Consider the following 16,093-nt stretch of genomic DNA (forward strand, 5'->3'; position numbering starts at 1 on the left):
AAAGAATTCTTTTTTGCGTTCATGCTTCAGATGATTTTAGGGCATAAAAGTATGGTCATTCCAGCTATCTAAAATGGTGGATGTAAGGAGGATCAGTCCTATTTTCGAGTTCATTACCTAAGAAAAATAGTGGACATTGCTGCCTATACCCCCAACTTAATAGAAAACGATATGAACATTTTAGACCAGAAAATGGAAAATTAGAGAAGCATTTAACAAGGAGTGGAACGGTAACTCTGCTTGACGAAAACCACATGTGTTACGAAAATAAACCAATTATTTACAATATTCGTAAAAGAGTTCAGCCATATATTCTTCACTTTCGTTAAAGTCGTTCATAATCCATTCAATTAGTATATTAAAAAAACCACCGGTCAAAAATTTGATGGTATATTTTTCCTTTTCTGGAGAATAAGACTTGTCACAAACAATTGTTTTACAGATGTCTTCTAAAAAAGTATTGCACTTATCAAGTAGGAGATAGGTTAGTTTTGATTCGATCAGATTTAATAAAAGCGTTTTTTCCGCTTTGAAAGTAGAGAAAAACAGCAATACAACTTCATAGCTATTATATAATCCGACACGTTCTATCGCTTTTTCATATTCGGCGAAGCAGTCATTCAAGTAGTCAGTGATGACATCCTCAAGCACTTCGTAATTTCGATAAAAGGCCATTCTGGAGACACCTGCTTTTGCGGTGACTTCAGTGACGGATATTTTATGAAAGTCCTTTTTTTCCATGATGATCATGAGCGCAGTAAAGATACTTTCCTTTGTGATTGCGTTTTTGTAGCTGTTCATCGCATTAGCCATAACACTTTGCCCCAATCTGTAACGTTTGGAGGGGTTACACTTGAAACACCTCGTTGAACAGAGTATATTTCATTTTGCGAGAGGTTGCAACTGTAACATCTAGAAAAATAAAGCGAGGGACATTTAGTATGAATGAAAAACGAAATGAGAAAAAAAGATGGACAGAAAAAGAAATAGGTTCTCAAATTGGTAAGAATGTGGTGATTACTGGTACTGGCGGACTAGGATATGAAGCAGCGATAACTTTGGCAGGTGCAGGCGCGAATGTGATCATTGCAGGACGCAATCCTGAAAAGGGGAGAAAAGCGGTGGATGGCATAAAATCCGTTTATCCTAATGAGATAATCAGCTTCCAACAGCTTGATCTGGCAGATTTGGCTTCAATAAAAAAATTTAGTGAAGTGATTCAGTCACGCTTTAAAAAACTGGACATTCTCATCAATAATGCCGGTGTCATGGCGGTTCCAGAGAGACACGTGACGAAAGATAAATTTGAATTGCAGCTTGGGACGAATTATCTTGGGCATTTTGCATTGACGGCGCACCTCATCCCGCTTCTTCGCAAGGTGCAAACTCCCCGTGTCGTAACAGTGAGCAGTATGGCGCATCGTTCTGGAAAGATTCATTTTGATGATCTACAGCTAGAGCAAAATTATGATCCTGATGTTGCTTACTCTCAATCTAAGCTGGCTTGCTTGATGTTTGCTCTTGAGCTACATAAGCGCAGTGTTGCGGCAGGCTGGGGGATCACCAGTATCGGTGTTCATCCAGGTGGGGTGGCGACTGATTTGATAGATAATGGTCCAGGCAAAACGCTCTATACCCGATTGATTTATCATACTCTCCAAACACCTAGTGAAGGGGCCAGAGCTTCTTTACTTGCGGCTACATCATCCGAAGCCCAAAGCGGCTCATTTTATGGACCAACAAGACTGATGGAGATTTATGGAAAGCCAAAATTGATTGAACCTGCAAGCCAAGCATTAGATGCTCAGGCTTCTGCAAAATTATGGGATATATCCAGTGAACTGGTTCATGCGGTCTTTATGTAGAATCCAGATCAAGCGTGGAAAGATTTCTTGAAGCCAAGCCTCTATTAGTATTTATTCAACAAATGCTTTTATGATAAACTATATGAACGATTAAGATCATAAAAATGGAAAAAAGAGGCAGGCATTTAAGAAGGGGTGAGTCAAATTGATTAAGCGTATTCGGGAAATAGGTGCTGAGTATCCAATTCTAGCACACATAATTGGTTATTTTCTTTTGGCTATAGGTTTGGGAGCTTTTGATTTGTATGTGAATGATAAGATCGGCTTTGCTGTTTTTATGGGGCCTCTAGTTCTCTTTTTATTCTGGCTCCTTGAATCGTATTATCGCCTTTCGTATAAAAAAATATGGCTTATTTACTTTGTTGTACTCTTCATCTTTCTAACAATTTTTGATAGAGGAGCTTGGGTAGACTGGACATCTTCAGTCGTTCAATTAGGGACAGCTGCAATAGTAGCGACTCTCGCTGTAGTTTTCTCTAGAAGAGAAGGAAGAAGCTAAACAAAAAATCGATTGGCTTACAATCTGCTTATACGAAACTTGGCAGCAGATTGGTCGTAAAAATATATCTGAGTGACTCATGCTGTCTCAACCGAACTAAATACGGGAAAATAATTATATTAAAAGATCAGAAAATGAGATGTCTATTATATCTCCTCTTTCGGGTCTTTTTCCTTAGCTCAACACTTTGCAAAATAAAAACTGTGGAGCAGCTCCTTGAATAGTGGTTACTTATTTCAAAAATCATTATGGCAAATATTTTTCATAAATTCTTGAGTCTCTGTCTGGGAATGGGTAGCTAATATCCAATCTCTCTTTATCTATTTGTCTAAAGCCGTTCTTTTCATAAAAGAAATGTGAACGTTTTTCGTTTTCTGGTGTATCTAAGACAATTCTATTAAAATCTGCATTTAGGGCATACTGAAGAAAGGTTTCAAACAATTGGGCGCCTAATCTAATAGGATATCCTCTGAATTCAGGATAAGTAAAAAATTTTTTTAATACAACAACCTCATTATTGATTGGTAATAACGCGATTGATCCTACAACTCGATTTTCTTTCAAAGCAATCCAAAATTCGCCATTATTATCTTGATAATATGATTTAATGTTGAAAACATCACTCTGTTCAGCCATTTTAATATCTAAGCCGGCCTCAATATTTTGACAATAGTTTATTAAATCGACTAGTTCTGCTAAATGTTGAGAATTTTCTTTGTATTTGACAATTTCCATTATGCTCACTCAATTCTTACTAAGATATGTAGTCTATTTGACGTTGACAACTAATAGGCTACAATCTATAATAACACCAAAAAAACTTCGGAAAAATCGAATTATATGGATTTTGAATTCGATAAAACCGAATTGAAGGACATCACCTATGGAACTTAAAAATTTGATTACTTTTAAGACAATTGTTGAGACTGGAAGCTTTCAAAATGCTTCCTTCCAACTTAATTATGCTCAATCAACAGTTACAAATCAAATTCAACAACTTGAAAATGAGTTCAACGTCAAATTATTTGAAAAAGTTGGAAGGCAAATGATGCTTACTCAAGCTGGGAAAGATTTAATTCCACATATTAATAGCATTATTGATACCATGTCTTTGATAAAAAACTACCATAATAGAGACAATACAAAATTAGAAGGTGAATTAAGAATTGCGCTTCCAGAATCGTTGTTAACTTATCAGCTTCAGCCGATACTCAAAAAATTTCATCAAGAAGCACCGAATGTAAAATTACATCTGAGAACCATGAATTGTTATCAAATACCTAGTGAGGTTCATTCTGGTTTAGTAGATTTAGGCGTTTATTATGATGTCGAAGAGCGAATACCTAATTTAATAATAAATAAAATTTGGAAACACTCGATTGTTTTGATTGGCAGCCCACAATTAGATACAACAAGAATAGATTTTTCAAAACCCAATCAAACAATTGATAGCTGTTTGCTGACAAATGACCCAGACAGCATATTTCAAAAGCGGTTGAATCGCTATTTAAAGAAAATGAATATAAATTTTTCACATAGTATGAATATTAGAAGCATAGAAACAATAAAAAGAAGCACCCAAAGTAATCTTGGAATCGCAATACTTCCGAGATTCGTGGTTGAAAAAGAGTTGACCGCGAATGACATAAAGGAAATTCCTATAAATTTTTCAAAAGGCCAAACGCAGATTGAAACCATTTATGCGTTCCATAAGAACAAGTGGATGTCTCCTAGTATGAAGCTCTTTATAAACTTATTGGAAAATGAAAAGGCAGACGAAGAGTTCATTTAGTTACTTCAAATTGCTGAGGAGCGATGAAGAAATTCTTAACTAGCGCTCTTTATATTTTTCCTAGGTTTATAGCCCCATTCGTTTAGTGTTTCTTCCTACGTTGAATTCTTCGTAAATATCCCGCTTAGTTTTTGCAGCAGTCCATTCCTTTTTTTGGGAATGGCTTCTTTTTTGTCTGATGAGGAGGGACTAGGCGATCGACCTTCTGAATGGATGCTTTCTACAGGTAGATAGGAGTTGGTCTCAAATACTTCTATTTGTTTGACAGGACGAGTGATAAGTAGGCTTGTGTCTAGTTCTATCGGCTCCTCTTTTGTGTCAAGCTTGTCGGCAGGGACTTTGTTTAGCGCCTTAGGGCAGACTAAATCGACAAACTTTTCGTAATTAATCGGCTTGAAGGGATTCAAGCAAGAAACGGGCATAGGGTTCTTGACTGGCTTTTCTGGCAAAGGCTCGGATTCGACAGGAGCGTCTGGATTGAACTGAATGTATTTTACTGTTTCGATGTATCTAGCAGTGACGACTTCCGCGAAGGTTTTTATCCCGTTTTCTTCTTCAAAAATATCTAAGGTGGTCAGTAATTCCAAGGCTTCATGAACTTCTTCGGGCGTTTTATCAACAGTCGGACTTTTGATCGTCAGATTGTGTTTTTCGCCGACACTGTTTTTAAAGGTGGATACGAGCTTTTTGACTTTGATGGTTTTCATGTTTTTCGTCCTTTCTTTTTAGTTTTTTACGATCACTCGACCTGTGTTTCGTTGTTAAATAAGCGGATACCAGAAAAGCGGCTGCGGACTTCGTTGATCGCTTTTTCGGCGTATTGTCGGACAGGAAAGACACGGATCGTTAAGTATTTCCACTGTTTTGATACGAAGTACTCTTTAAAGTGGAAAAAGTATTTTTTCATAATTTTCGTAACCTTGCGTTGGGTGAATAGATGGTGCACAAGATCCTTTAGAACCAAGTGGAATTCGCTATCTCCTAGGCGATTTCGGACTTGCAGGGCGATTAGATATTGTACGGTGGCATCGGAGTCGCCGGAGATTCTGTAATACGAGACGATACGTTTTTCCAGCGTGGATTTTTTCAAGCCAAATAGCTGTTGACGGGTAAAAGGTTGTTCGTTCATAGGTTTTTCCTCCTCGATTTAGAAATGAGTGAACAGATGCGAGTCCGTTGATGTCATTTCCTTTGAATAGTGTGGTTTCGATAGTTTCTTGATACTTTGCGCTTTCGATCGAAAAGAAAGCAGCGTTTTTAAAAAGGGTTAAAAAAGTAACACGTTCCAGAAGACTGCGCAGTTCCTCTGATTTTAAATCTGTCCTAGGATTTATGTAGTACCAGCGATGGTGTGTATCATCGTCGGATTTGTAGTCAATGATGAGCCTGATCATGTTTCTTCCTCCTTGAAAGAGAAGGGCGGCGAAAACGTACCGCCCTCGACACTTTTACGATTAAAATAGAATCGTCTCAGTAGTTTCTACCAGCATAGCTGTTTCCACTGTGTCAAAGAGATCTTCTCCTTCTTTAGAAAATAGCTTCAATGGTCCGATTCGTTCCAATAGCCCTTTGATTTGCGCGGGCGTCTTATTCGTATCTGGATTAGCGAAGCTCCACGTTTGTTTCTTTCCTGCACTGCTTCTAAAAATGGCAACTAGTTTTAACATATCATTTCCTCCGATTTCTTTTTTTTTCATGGTGTTACCTAACGAATGGCCCGCTGTAAGCGAGTGACCTTCTGGTGTCGGATTGCCCTAAGCAGGCCATTGGGTTGGATAGACTATTTGGTGTAACGAGTTTGGCTGGTTAGGACAACACCATCAAGCTCGCTGCCGTCAGGTGATAGAAGAGTCATGATTTCGCCTAACTCTAAGACGGCACTTTCTTCTGGAGCGTCCACGACATTTTGAAAGTTGATGTTTTGCAATTTTTCCTCGTTTGGCGCATTGACCTGTACCTTTAATTTGTTTCCAATTCGTTGAATCATTTTCATTCCTCCAAGTTTAATTTTTTATAGTTCCGGCCGGTGAGGTAAGAATACCCTAAAACGAAAAAAACGCCTCCTGCCAATTTCGTGAAAAGTGGGTCAATTTCGGAGGGACGCTACTTATCTATTTAACAGAAATGTTGATTTAATAGGTTTTCTAAAAATTCTGAATCTCCAAAACCTCCGTAAAAGGCCCCCAAATCCAGTTATACGAGCTTGACAAAATTATTTGTTTATGAAAGGGTTTTATCTTTGTATTAAAAGCTGGTAGAACAGTGTTTATAGACAAAAAGACTCGTCTGTAAAAACACAGATGAGTTAAAAATTTATTCTTAAAAAAGCTTGTATGAGTAAATAGTGTGTGAATGAGCGGGTTTGGAAGACCGACATTTTCTTTTGTGTGCGGGAGGTAATTTTTATAAAAATTAACGAGTTTATTAGGTAATAATTAATTTACATCCACGCTTGATTTGTTAATTAGTCAAAGTATATTAATCGGTATAATTATAAATGGTGATGTTAATAATCAATATTAAGCTTATTGTAAGAAGGAGGCAGGGGTTGTATTAAAAATCGGAAAGTGTGAAATAACGACAGCATCTCCTTAACCCCCTTCGATATAAATAAGAAATATATAGGTAAAGAAATGGATAACTTTCGATAAGGGAAAAACAAGAGGAAGAAGTCGTTAGAGGAAATGCTGGTAAATCAATACCCATATTAACATTATCAAAACGATCAATTAAAAATGGAGGAAAAAGAATGAAAAAGAAATTCTACTGTATAATAAGCTTGCTTTTAATAGTTATTAATTTCTTTCCACCAATTTTTCAATCAATACAAGCGACCGCAACAAGTACAGAACAGAATAAAACGATTCAATCAGAACAACAACCGATAAAAGATATTGATTTTATAGATAAAGTTGAAACAGATAGCAGTGAGGCTCCTAAAGAAGACCTTACTACAAGAAGTTCGATGGATAATCAACAAGAAAATTATTCTGACTCAATACAAGCTATGTCTGAGGTTGACACAGTAGTTAATATGAGTATAAGTGATTCAACGGGGAATCCCTTAGCTCCCAATGCTTCAATTGATGAATATGAAAGCTTCAGGATTAATGTAGATTTTTTCGTCCCTAATAATACTGTCCAATCAGGAGATACTACCACCCTTACACTACTAGCATCATTAAAGGTTTCTAGTTTAACAGCTGAGTTCAGTGTATATGATACTATGGGATACGAAGTTGCCAAGGTAAAAGTTGAACCGGGGAATAAGACGATCACTATAACATACACGGATTATGTAGAGCTGAATTCAGATGTCTCAGGTAGTTTTTATTACTATGTGCAAGTGGATAGCGTCGCTGTTACTGAAGAAAAAGACATACCAATTGATATCACAGTTAACAATGGAACAGAATATCACGCAGGAGACATCCATTATCCTGGTCCTATAATTATTCCTGAGACCAGTATTGATAAAATTGGTTGGATGGATGCAGTCACACCTTACACAGGCTTTTATGAAATCTACGTCAATAGAAACAATAGTAAAATGCGCAATGTCTCCTTGCATGATGAATTAGAAAATGCTGGGATAACTATTATTCCAAGTACGATTTCTATCACAAAAGGACAATGGACCAAAAATGGACAAGGCAAATTTGTTCTAATTAATACAGCGGATGTTACTGCGAACTATACCATTACTATGGATCAGGGAAATACTGGTTTTGTTATCGAGTTAGGTGATATATCAGAAACAGAAGGTTTTATTATAAGCTATCAGACAGATATATCTTATGATTTGATTGACGGAGAAGAAATTAATAATAAAGTTACTATTAATTATGATGAAACCAAAACAGAAGAAAAAATCACTCAATATATCTATAGAAAAACTGGAGGAGCTGCAGAGGGATACACCTACAGTATTGAAATTATAAAGAAAGATAAGGATAATAATAAACTAGCTGGAGCAGAATTTGAGGTAGTTAGAGATCGAACCAATGAAGTAGTTGGAAAAATAACGTCAGATTCAAATGGGAGTGCAGTGTTAAACGGTCTATTAAAAGATGATTATACTATTAAAGAAATAAAGGCTCCCCAAGGCTACCAACTGTCGGCTCAAGAAATTACCATTTCTCAAAACAATTTTGATGAGAATAAATATTTTGGTTCGGAGTTCATTAACGAAAGAATAGAAGGAACCGTCGTTCTTCAAGCGAATAAGGTATTGAACGGAAAAACATTAGCAGATAAGGCGTTCAATTTTATTTTGAAAGACGAAAACAATCAAGAAATACAAACACAAAGCAATGATGCCGCAGGTGCAATTAGCTTTGATGAAATAAAGTATAAAAAAGCAGGCACCTATAAGTACACGATTCAAGAAGTAAAAGGTACAGAAGAAGGAATCACTTATGATGATCACGTCTTAAATGTAACAGTGACAGTAGAAGAAAAAGACGGAAAATTAGTAGCGACGCCTTCATATAGCGGTGAGCAGACCTTTGTTAATGATTACAAGTCCCCAGAGACTTCTGTGGTATTACAAGCAAAGAAAGTATTGAACGGAAAAAGCTTAACAAACGGGGCATTCAAATTCATTCTGAAGGACGATAAGGATCAAGAAATACAAACACAAAGCAACGATGCCGCAGGTGCAATTAGCTTTGACGAAATAAAATACAAAAAAGCAGGCACCTACAAGTACACGATTCAAGAAGTAAAAGGTACAGAAGAAGGAATCACTTATGATAATCATGTCTTAAATGTAACAGTGACAGTAGAAGAAAAAGACGGAAAATTAGTAGCGACGCCTTCATATAGTGGTGGGCAGACCTTTGTTAATGTTTATGGAGCACCAACTGGTTCTGCGATATTACAAGCAAAGAAAGTATTGAATGGAAAAACCTTAACAGATAAGGCATTCAAGTTCATTTTGAAGGACGATAAGGATCAAGAAATACAAACACAAAGCAACGATGCCGCAGGTGCAATTAGCTTTGATGAAATAAAATACAAAAAGGCAGGCACCTACAAGTACACGATTCAAGAAGTAAAAGGTACAGAAGAAGGAATCACTTATGACGATCATGTCTTAAATGTAACAGTGACAGTAGAAGAAAAAGACGGAAAATTAGTAGCGACACCTTCATATAGCGGTGAGCAAACCTTTGTAAACACTTATAAGGGAATGAATATGATGGGCAACCAAAAGAATTTCTCAAATTGGATACACAGGAAATTACTTCCTAATACTGGGGAACAAAAATCAAGATCAATGATCATTGTTGGTATAGTCATCATAGTCCTTCTAGGCATTTATGTAAAAGTGAGAAACTCTAGAAAAAGCACTTTTTGATGGATATAAAAGACAGTGATACTTTTCTCCATCAAAAACCTAAATTTATAATAATAGACTAATCACGACAGCCCTGCTTCAGCTCGAAGCGGGGCTGTTTTCGTCAAAGCCGTTCTTTTCCAATGGGCATGTCATCTAGAAAACCTGGTTCAGCGTCTATCGATTCACCTTTAGCGGCAGCCGCATCAAAAATATTTGCCTGCTTTTTGACAAATGTAATCGAATCGTCGTTACCCTTGAAAGCAAGGTATTCAATATCTTCACCAATTCTAAATTTAGCTGGTTTTAAAAAAAAGCTCTACTCCTGACCGAGTAGGGCTTATGTGTTTCTAGCATTCTGAATCTGTACTTTTTGCCAGTCTATTATAGTATAAGAGCCAGTTTTTAATAAAGGCTTCGGTGCAGTTATTGAAGCGTATTTATCTTTACATTTCATTCGCAATAATTTCTTGCCACAGCGCTATGGCAAGACTTTGTATTCCTTTTGTAAACGCTATCTTATATGATCAAGTTATCGAAGGAAAGGATGGTTTGATCAATGAGTAGATGTTCAAAAAATTTATGTGAGGAGGGAATGCCGCAGCTCGCCGGTTTGACGGCGAATGAAGAGGAACAAGGAAAACGCTAGTGTTCATTGATTTTGCTCAAGACAACGATGGAAAATGGTACATTGGATAAAGTAAAAAAAGATTAGGAGGAATTAGGATGAAAAAAGCGCTAATTATTTGTGCAGGCGGGATGTCTTCTTCGATCATCGCCAAAAAAACAACGGAAAATTTGCAGAAAGGCGGAAAGGATATCGAGGTGAACGCCACTTCTCAATCACAAGGAGCAACGATTATCGGAAAAGATGAATATGAGCTGTATCTGGTAAGTCCACAAACGAAAATGTATTTTGACAGTTTGGAAAAGGCGGCGAATAAGTTTAATAAGCCTATTGTTAATATCCCGCCGCAGGCATACGTACCGATTCCAATGGGGATAGACAAGTTATCGAAGCTGATTACAGACAATATTGATTAAGGATTGATTGATATGTTGAGCAAAAGAGAGGCACAAATTCTTAAATTACTTTTTGATTGCAAGTATACCTATTTGACGAGCCAAGAAATCGCCTCTGGTATCGACGTTTCAAATCGTACCGCTAGAAAATATCTACATCAATTAGAGGACACGTTAAAAGGAAAAGGCCTGGCAGTAATCGAAGGCAAGCAGGGCAACGGGTACAGATTGAAAATAAACAAGCCGAAGGAGTTCGATGAATTTTACTACCAAGAGGTGAAAAGTAATTGTGCCTCAAAGGACATTCGAACGATTCAGGAATCGATTGACCGGCAGTACTATATTTTGAATCACCTGTTTTTTGAACGAAGTGAGGTTTATGTCGATTGTTTAGCAGATGAATTGTATGTTTCTCGCTCAACGATTTCAAATGACTTAGTTGAGATAAAAAAATTATTAAACCCCTATTTGATAGAGCTCCAGAGTAAGAATAATAAAGGGATCTTCGTGGTTGGAAGCGAGCAGAACATTCGCCACTTCATCATGAACTATTTCTTCATGGATCGTTTACACGACAATTTATTTACGTTTTCGATGTATGCGAATTTATTAGAGGGCATAAGTATCGAAGAAATCGTCATCATTGTTCTGGATGAGTGCCGAGAATCTCAACTAAAGCTTTCTGATTTTATCGTCTACAACCTAGTGCTTCATATCGGATTAGCGATCAAGCGAATCCAAAACGGGTTTCAAATGGATATCCCAGCGCCAATGGTGGTTGAAGCTAAATCAGTCGAATATCAAACAGCGCTTAAAATAATCACTAGAATCGAAGAAACGATCGATCTCACTTTTTCTGCGGAAGAGGCGGATTATATTGCTCTTCATTTGAGGAATAAGATCACGGCCAAGACGATTTTTCAAAAGGCAGAATTTAGTGAAGCTGAGATCAGAGCACAGTTGTTGGATACATTGAAGCAAATTGATCAGGTAACAGAGTACACACTAGAAGACGACACGATCTTAATTGATGGTCTGATGATGCACTTCATTCCTCTTTTGACTAGGCTTCAAAATGGTTCCAGCATGGAGAATCCTCTGTTGGAGGAAATAAAGTCGCAGTATCCCGATCATTTTCAATTAACCGTCGACTATTTTTCACAGATGCCTGTCTTCCAAACCTATCAGGTCACAGATAGCGAATGGGCGTACATCACGATTCATTTAACCGCGGCAGTAGAGCGATTTTACAACGAGCAAAAGGCGCATGTGCTAGTCATTTGCGCGACAGGCTTAGGCAGTTCGCAAATGATAAAAAATCGTCTTGAAAGAGAGTTTGGTACAAAAATATTGATTGAGAAGGTCATCAGCTATTATGAGATCGCTAACCAAGACCTGGATCACATCGATTTGATCATTTCTACGATTAATTTGCGGAATATGGTCCTGAATGTGCCGATAGTAAATGTCAGTGTGTTTCTCAGAGAAGAGGATATTCGAAATATCAACCATGAGATATCCAGCTTTAAAGGGGTGAAGCTCACGCATTCATTAACAGAAAATGAACCTTCTTTCGTCAAGGAACGAGTGCGCTTAATAAAAGCCTGCTTCAAACCGGAATTGTTTTATCTGATTGATAGAAAAACAGAGAAGGATGCAGTGATAAAGGAGCTGGTTACACGGATCGAGCGTGTCGAGCACCAGGACCTATACGAAAGCTTCTCAAAGCAATTACTGCTGAGGGAATCCTACAGCTCCGTCGTTTTTTCAGAATATCTGGCTGTTCCGCATCCGATTGAAGCGTTGACGAACGAAGCCCATGTTGCCATTGCGGTCGCAAAAGACGGGATCGACTGGGGAGCAGAATCATCAACGATCCAGCTGGTATTCTTGCTTTCGCCAGATAAGCTAGGAAAATTTGAGATCGAAAAAATTAGTCAAATGCTAATGGAAATTATTGAAGATAATCAGTTTAGAGAGCGATTAATCACTAGTGAAAGCTTTGACCAATTTATTGAAGCTTTCACCAATCAACTAGAGAAAAAATCCTGTTAGGGAGGGAACAAAATGGATTCAGAAAAATTACAAGAAGTCGCTTTCCAGATTATTTTAAGCAGCGGCGATGCTAGAACCTTGGTTCATGAAGCATTTGCGCAAATGCGAGCAGAAAAATTTAATGATGCTGAGTCTCTATTAAATGAAGCGAATGACTCGCTGGTGAAGGCCCATAAGGTACAGACAGAACTGCTTCAGCAATATGCGAACGGGGAGCGGATCGAGATGGAGATTATTATGGTCCACGCACAGGACCATTTGATGACAACGATGACTCTGAGAGAAGTCGCGTTAGAGATGCTGTCACTATATAAAAAGGTTTCATAAAAGGGGAGAGAAACAAATGAGCAAACGAAATAGCAATCAATTAAAGAAGGAAACAGCGTTAAAGAATTTCAGATACAGCCGCTTCTTATTACTCAGATATCTCTTGGCAGGATTTTTCTTCGCAAACCTGTATTGGGCTCTTTTATTAAAAATGAGTCATAGTCCATGGGTCATTTTGCCTGTTCTTTTGATTGCTATTTCGATCCCAGCCATTGCGGAGCATCTTCGTTTATACGGATATCCGTCAGATGATGTGAGTGATCAGTTGAAATTTCAGCGATTGTATCAACGAATCCAATTATCAATCAATGGTATCCTGCTCATTTCAATCTTAACAAATATCGGATATAGCGATTTGTTTCCGTTTCTTTCCGATACCTTCGCCACAAAAGGAGCAATCATTTTTATTCAATTAGTGGGGATTTTATTGTCTGAAGTTGTTCTGCGCAGAGTGAAAAAGATCTATCAGCAGCAGGATAAGCACCTGTCATATATCACAGAATTTATCAAACTTAATAAATAGAGAGTGAGTGAAAAAAATGGACGGATCAAACAGCAGGTTATTTACATTTTTGGAAAAGTCTTTAATGGGACCGATGGGGAAGCTGGCCCAGTTTAAGATCGTTCGAGCGATTATGGGCGCAGGGATGGGTGCCATTCCCTTTACGATCGTCGGGTCAATGTTCTTGGTATTTAATATTTTGCCGATGACAATGCCGTTTTTAGAAGGTATTTTTAATTCAACATTCTTCAAGATCAGTGATTTGTATATGTTAGCCAACAGTACGACAATGGGGATTCTAGCTTTGTATTTCTGTGTAGGATTGGGCTATGAATATACGAAAATCATCGCTGAAGAAGAAGATTTAAATGTAGCTCCATTAACAGGTGCGCTATTGTCTATGTTTGCATTCTTTTTATCAATTCCGCAATTAGTGATTGAAAACGGGAGTATCGTACGTTTGACAAACGCTGATGAAGCTATTATTAATGGATGGGCAATAGGAGCCGATGGGGTCTCACGCTTAGGAACAGTAGGTATTTTTACCGGAATCATCATGGCGGTCATCGCTGTTCAGCTCTATCGCTTGTGTGTCGCTAGAAATTGGGTCATCAAAATGCCGGAGGAAGTACCAGAAGGTGTTTCAAGAGCCTTTACAGCCCTAGTACCTGCATTTATCGTGGCATTTGTCGTTTTGATCATCACAGGTATCTTGGTGGTATTCAATACGGATATTTTCCAATTGATCGCTGTTCCATTCGGCTTTGTGACAAGCCTGACGAGCAGCTGGATCGGGGTCATGGTTATTTACTTCTTAGTACATGCATTATGGCTGGTAGGTATTCATGGCGCGAACATTATCTTCTCACTGATCACACCAATCACATTAGGAAATTTAGCGCTAAATGCAGAAGGTGCACATATTCCTTTGGCGGGAGAATTCAATAATGCCTTTGTAACCGTTGGCGGCTCAGGAGCAACTCTAGGATTATGTTTCTTCTTAGTGTATATGGCAAAATCTGAGCAGCTGAAGGTTCTGGGAAAAGCCGCACTAGTTCCAGCAATCTTCAATATCAATGAGCCGATGATCTTCGGTATTCCATTGATCTATAATCCATATCTTGCGATTCCGTTCTTCTTAGCACCAATGGCCTCCGCAACAATCGGCTATTTCGCGATTCAATTAGAATTGATTCGTCCAGTCATCGCTAATATGCCTTGGCCATCACCAGTAGGTATCGGAGCATTCATTAGTACCGGGGGAGATTGGAAAGCAGCGGTTGTCGCTGTAATATGTGCAGTAGTATCCTTTGTCATCTATCTGCCATTTGCCAAATCTTATGACCTTCGATTAGTGAAGGATGAAGCTGAAAACGCTGCAGAAAGCACAACAGAAGGATTAGTATAAACGAAAAAATGATCTAGTGTGGTTTTGAGAAAATTCCCAAAAGAAATCCCTGCTCCTCGCCGAGCAGGGATTTCTTGTTTTTAGCACTTTCTCATATTAAAAATATAAATCATGAAATTAATATTCAATTACGATAGCGGATGCGCTATCATAAATATACAAAGAAACCTCAATTTGATTTCATAAGGCGGAAGGAGTAAATAAATTAAAAGATTTTTCAAATTCGATTCCTGAAAAAGATTCTGCTAAAAACGTTAAAAAACGGTATGAGAAAGGAGAACTTCAATGGGCAAAATTGATGAATTAATTAATAAGAAAAAAGCTGAAAGTGCAATTTTTGCTACGGAGTATGAAAAGGAAGCACAACGCTTAGATATTGCGATTGCTTTAACTCAATTGCGAAAAGAATTAGGGCTAACCCAGCGTGAATTGGCTGAAAAAGTAGGGAAACCCCAATCAACCATTGCTAGGATTGAAAATGGATCAATGAATCCAAGCTTGACTATTCTCCATGAAATTGCAACTAAAGTAGGAAAAGAGCTACATGTAGAGTTTAAGTAGTTTTGATCAATTACAGAAAAATCGGTAAATCAGTAGGCGCGATTTTTCGTAAAGATACTTCTCCAAAAGTTGGCGAAGTCTACATACAATTATCAAATAGAAGTCTGATTTCACATTAATTTATTGTACTAGAAACGCTTTGAAAAAAAATCAATTGTTTTCTCTAGTCGTTCTTATTCACATGGTACAATAATACGTGAAAAAATGAGTGAGAAGATTGGAGAAGATAAAATGGAAAAAGAATATATTGTAGAGGCGAGAACAGGAATAAACATTAAAGTGAATGAAGGAGAGCTAGTCGAAATAATCGATTTAGCAGGGCAACAAGTCGTAGATTTCTTTGCGCTAAATCAAATAAATCCTAAAGAATTTTTATCAGCAGGGGTCACCATAGATTGTAACGAAAGCTTGAAAGTTACAGTGGGGGATAGTCTTTATACAAATCATTACAAAAAAATGTTTACGATAATCGATGATGATGTAAAGGAACATGATTTACTACATCCATGTTGTCGGACGGAAATGTATGATTTCTTTTACAAAACAGGTGAGAATCATCCTAGCTGTTTATCAAATATTAATAAGGCCCTTCTTGAAACCTTTGATATTCGTAAGGAAGAAATTACGCCTTTTAATATATTTATGTATACTAAAATATTACCAGATGGAAAAATTTCTGTGGAGCCCCCTAAATCTAAAGAAGGAGATAAAATTGTTTTA

At 37.6% G+C, this 16,093-nt stretch carries 17 protein-coding genes; 11 read left to right on the forward strand and 6 right to left on the reverse strand.

The genetic code is table 11. The features are described 5' to 3' along the window. Positions 1–276 precede the first annotated feature (276 nt). Complete coding sequence (locus JZO85_RS06335; protein ID WP_207107658.1) at positions 277–813, reverse strand: TetR/AcrR family transcriptional regulator; 537 nt, start codon at positions 811–813, stop codon at positions 277–279. Positions 814–941: 128 nt separating this feature from the next. Here JZO85_RS06335 and JZO85_RS06340 point away from each other — a divergent pair, with 128 nt between their 5' ends. Both JZO85_RS06340 and JZO85_RS06345 read left to right on the forward strand, forming a co-directional pair. Further along, on the forward strand, positions 942–1,865 hold the full coding sequence (locus JZO85_RS06340) for an oxidoreductase (protein ID WP_207107659.1): 924 nt from the start codon (positions 942–944) through the stop codon (positions 1,863–1,865). A 145-nt stretch (positions 1,866–2,010) separates the two neighbouring features. Further along, the gene (locus tag JZO85_RS06345; protein WP_207107660.1) at positions 2,011–2,364 is read left to right on the forward strand and encodes a hypothetical protein; all 354 of its coding nucleotides are present in this window, start codon (positions 2,011–2,013) and stop codon (positions 2,362–2,364) included. A gap of 246 nt (positions 2,365–2,610) precedes the next feature. On the opposite strand, the gene JZO85_RS06350 is transcribed toward JZO85_RS06345, so the two are convergent. Beyond that, positions 2,611–3,099 carry a GNAT family N-acetyltransferase gene (locus JZO85_RS06350; protein WP_207107661.1) on the reverse strand — a complete coding sequence of 163 codons (489 nt, stop codon included), beginning with the start codon at positions 3,097–3,099 and terminating at the stop codon, positions 2,611–2,613. 148 nt (positions 3,100–3,247) lie between these two features. Between JZO85_RS06350 and JZO85_RS06355 the strand changes: the two genes are divergently transcribed. Then, the gene (locus JZO85_RS06355) at positions 3,248–4,156 is read left to right on the forward strand and encodes a LysR family transcriptional regulator (protein ID WP_207107662.1); all 909 of its coding nucleotides are present in this window, start codon (positions 3,248–3,250) and stop codon (positions 4,154–4,156) included. A gap of 95 nt (positions 4,157–4,251) precedes the next feature. Here the strand turns inward: JZO85_RS06355 and JZO85_RS06360 are convergent, their stop codons facing one another. The 4 genes from JZO85_RS06360 to JZO85_RS06375 form a co-directional block, all read right to left on the reverse strand. After that, the gene (locus JZO85_RS06360; RefSeq protein WP_207107663.1) at positions 4,252–4,863 is read right to left on the reverse strand and encodes a DUF2922 domain-containing protein; all 612 of its coding nucleotides are present in this window, start codon (positions 4,861–4,863) and stop codon (positions 4,252–4,254) included. A 32-nt stretch (positions 4,864–4,895) separates the two neighbouring features. After that, positions 4,896–5,285 carry a hypothetical protein gene (locus JZO85_RS06365; RefSeq protein WP_207107664.1) on the reverse strand — a complete coding sequence of 130 codons (390 nt, stop codon included), beginning with the start codon at positions 5,283–5,285 and terminating at the stop codon, positions 4,896–4,898. Positions 5,286–5,610: 325 nt separating this feature from the next. After that, on the reverse strand, positions 5,611–5,823 hold the full coding sequence (locus JZO85_RS06370; protein WP_207107665.1) for a DUF2922 family protein: 213 nt from the start codon (positions 5,821–5,823) through the stop codon (positions 5,611–5,613). Positions 5,824–5,936: 113 nt separating this feature from the next. Then, the gene (locus JZO85_RS06375) at positions 5,937–6,143 is read right to left on the reverse strand and encodes a hypothetical protein (RefSeq protein WP_207107666.1); all 207 of its coding nucleotides are present in this window, start codon (positions 6,141–6,143) and stop codon (positions 5,937–5,939) included. Positions 6,144–6,905: 762 nt separating this feature from the next. Between JZO85_RS06375 and JZO85_RS06380 the strand changes: the two genes are divergently transcribed. From JZO85_RS06380 to JZO85_RS06415, 8 genes are all read left to right on the forward strand, one after another. Beyond that, entirely contained in the window at positions 6,906–9,518 is a 2,613-nt protein-coding gene (locus JZO85_RS06380; protein ID WP_207107667.1) for a Spy0128 family protein, read from the forward strand. A 705-nt stretch (positions 9,519–10,223) separates the two neighbouring features. Continuing rightward, positions 10,224–10,541: a PTS cellobiose transporter subunit IIB gene (locus tag JZO85_RS06385; RefSeq protein WP_207107668.1), complete on the forward strand. Its 318-nt coding sequence runs from the start codon at positions 10,224–10,226 to the stop codon at positions 10,539–10,541. A 12-nt stretch (positions 10,542–10,553) separates the two neighbouring features. Continuing rightward, positions 10,554–12,575 (forward strand): BglG family transcription antiterminator, encoded by a 2,022-nt coding sequence (locus JZO85_RS06390; protein ID WP_207107669.1) that lies wholly within the window; start codon positions 10,554–10,556, stop codon positions 12,573–12,575. A 12-nt stretch (positions 12,576–12,587) separates the two neighbouring features. After that, positions 12,588–12,902, forward strand: coding sequence for a PTS cellobiose transporter subunit IIA (locus JZO85_RS06395; protein WP_207107670.1), 315 nt, complete (start codon positions 12,588–12,590; stop codon positions 12,900–12,902). Positions 12,903–12,918: 16 nt separating this feature from the next. Beyond that, positions 12,919–13,425 (forward strand): hypothetical protein, encoded by a 507-nt coding sequence (locus JZO85_RS06400; protein WP_207107671.1) that lies wholly within the window; start codon positions 12,919–12,921, stop codon positions 13,423–13,425. A gap of 16 nt (positions 13,426–13,441) precedes the next feature. Next, a complete protein-coding gene (gene celB / locus JZO85_RS06405; protein ID WP_207107672.1) occupies positions 13,442–14,812 on the forward strand; it encodes a PTS cellobiose transporter subunit IIC in 1,371 nt (456 codons plus the stop codon). Positions 14,813–15,097: 285 nt separating this feature from the next. Next, complete coding sequence (locus JZO85_RS06410; RefSeq protein WP_207107673.1) at positions 15,098–15,373, forward strand: helix-turn-helix domain-containing protein; 276 nt, start codon at positions 15,098–15,100, stop codon at positions 15,371–15,373. Positions 15,374–15,604: 231 nt separating this feature from the next. Further along, positions 15,605–16,093, forward strand: a 489-nt coding sequence (locus JZO85_RS06415) for an urea carboxylase-associated family protein (protein ID WP_207107674.1), incomplete at its 3' end; no start/stop codon positions are given.

This window comes from Candidatus Enterococcus murrayae (assembly GCF_017315985.1).
Taxonomy (GTDB): Bacteria; Bacillota; Bacilli; order Lactobacillales; family Enterococcaceae; genus Enterococcus_A; species Enterococcus_A murrayae.

What these genes read in the sequence shown, in the direction of transcription:
- JZO85_RS06335 (WP_207107658.1), bottom strand. Translation starts at nt 813, where the DNA reads ATGGCTAATGCGATGAACAGCTACAAAAACGCAATCACAAAGGAAAGT.
- JZO85_RS06340 (WP_207107659.1), top strand. Translation starts at nt 942, where the DNA reads ATGAATGAAAAACGAAATGAGAAAAAAAGATGGACAGAAAAAGAAATA.
- JZO85_RS06350 (WP_207107661.1), bottom strand. Translation starts at nt 3,099, where the DNA reads ATGGAAATTGTCAAATACAAAGAAAATTCTCAACATTTAGCAGAACTA.
- JZO85_RS06355 (WP_207107662.1), top strand. Translation starts at nt 3,248, where the DNA reads ATGGAACTTAAAAATTTGATTACTTTTAAGACAATTGTTGAGACTGGA.
- JZO85_RS06360 (WP_207107663.1), bottom strand. Translation starts at nt 4,863, where the DNA reads ATGAAAACCATCAAAGTCAAAAAGCTCGTATCCACCTTTAAAAACAGT.
- JZO85_RS06365 (WP_207107664.1), bottom strand. Translation starts at nt 5,285, where the DNA reads ATGAACGAACAACCTTTTACCCGTCAACAGCTATTTGGCTTGAAAAAA.
- JZO85_RS06370 (WP_207107665.1), bottom strand. Translation starts at nt 5,823, where the DNA reads ATGTTAAAACTAGTTGCCATTTTTAGAAGCAGTGCAGGAAAGAAACAA.
- JZO85_RS06375 (WP_207107666.1), bottom strand. Translation starts at nt 6,143, where the DNA reads ATGATTCAACGAATTGGAAACAAATTAAAGGTACAGGTCAATGCGCCA.
- JZO85_RS06380 (WP_207107667.1), top strand. Translation starts at nt 6,906, where the DNA reads ATGAAAAAGAAATTCTACTGTATAATAAGCTTGCTTTTAATAGTTATT.
- JZO85_RS06385 (WP_207107668.1), top strand. Translation starts at nt 10,224, where the DNA reads ATGAAAAAAGCGCTAATTATTTGTGCAGGCGGGATGTCTTCTTCGATC.
- JZO85_RS06390 (WP_207107669.1), top strand. Translation starts at nt 10,554, where the DNA reads ATGTTGAGCAAAAGAGAGGCACAAATTCTTAAATTACTTTTTGATTGC.
- JZO85_RS06395 (WP_207107670.1), top strand. Translation starts at nt 12,588, where the DNA reads ATGGATTCAGAAAAATTACAAGAAGTCGCTTTCCAGATTATTTTAAGC.
- JZO85_RS06400 (WP_207107671.1), top strand. Translation starts at nt 12,919, where the DNA reads ATGAGCAAACGAAATAGCAATCAATTAAAGAAGGAAACAGCGTTAAAG.
- celB (WP_207107672.1), top strand. Translation starts at nt 13,442, where the DNA reads ATGGACGGATCAAACAGCAGGTTATTTACATTTTTGGAAAAGTCTTTA.
- JZO85_RS06410 (WP_207107673.1), top strand. Translation starts at nt 15,098, where the DNA reads ATGGGCAAAATTGATGAATTAATTAATAAGAAAAAAGCTGAAAGTGCA.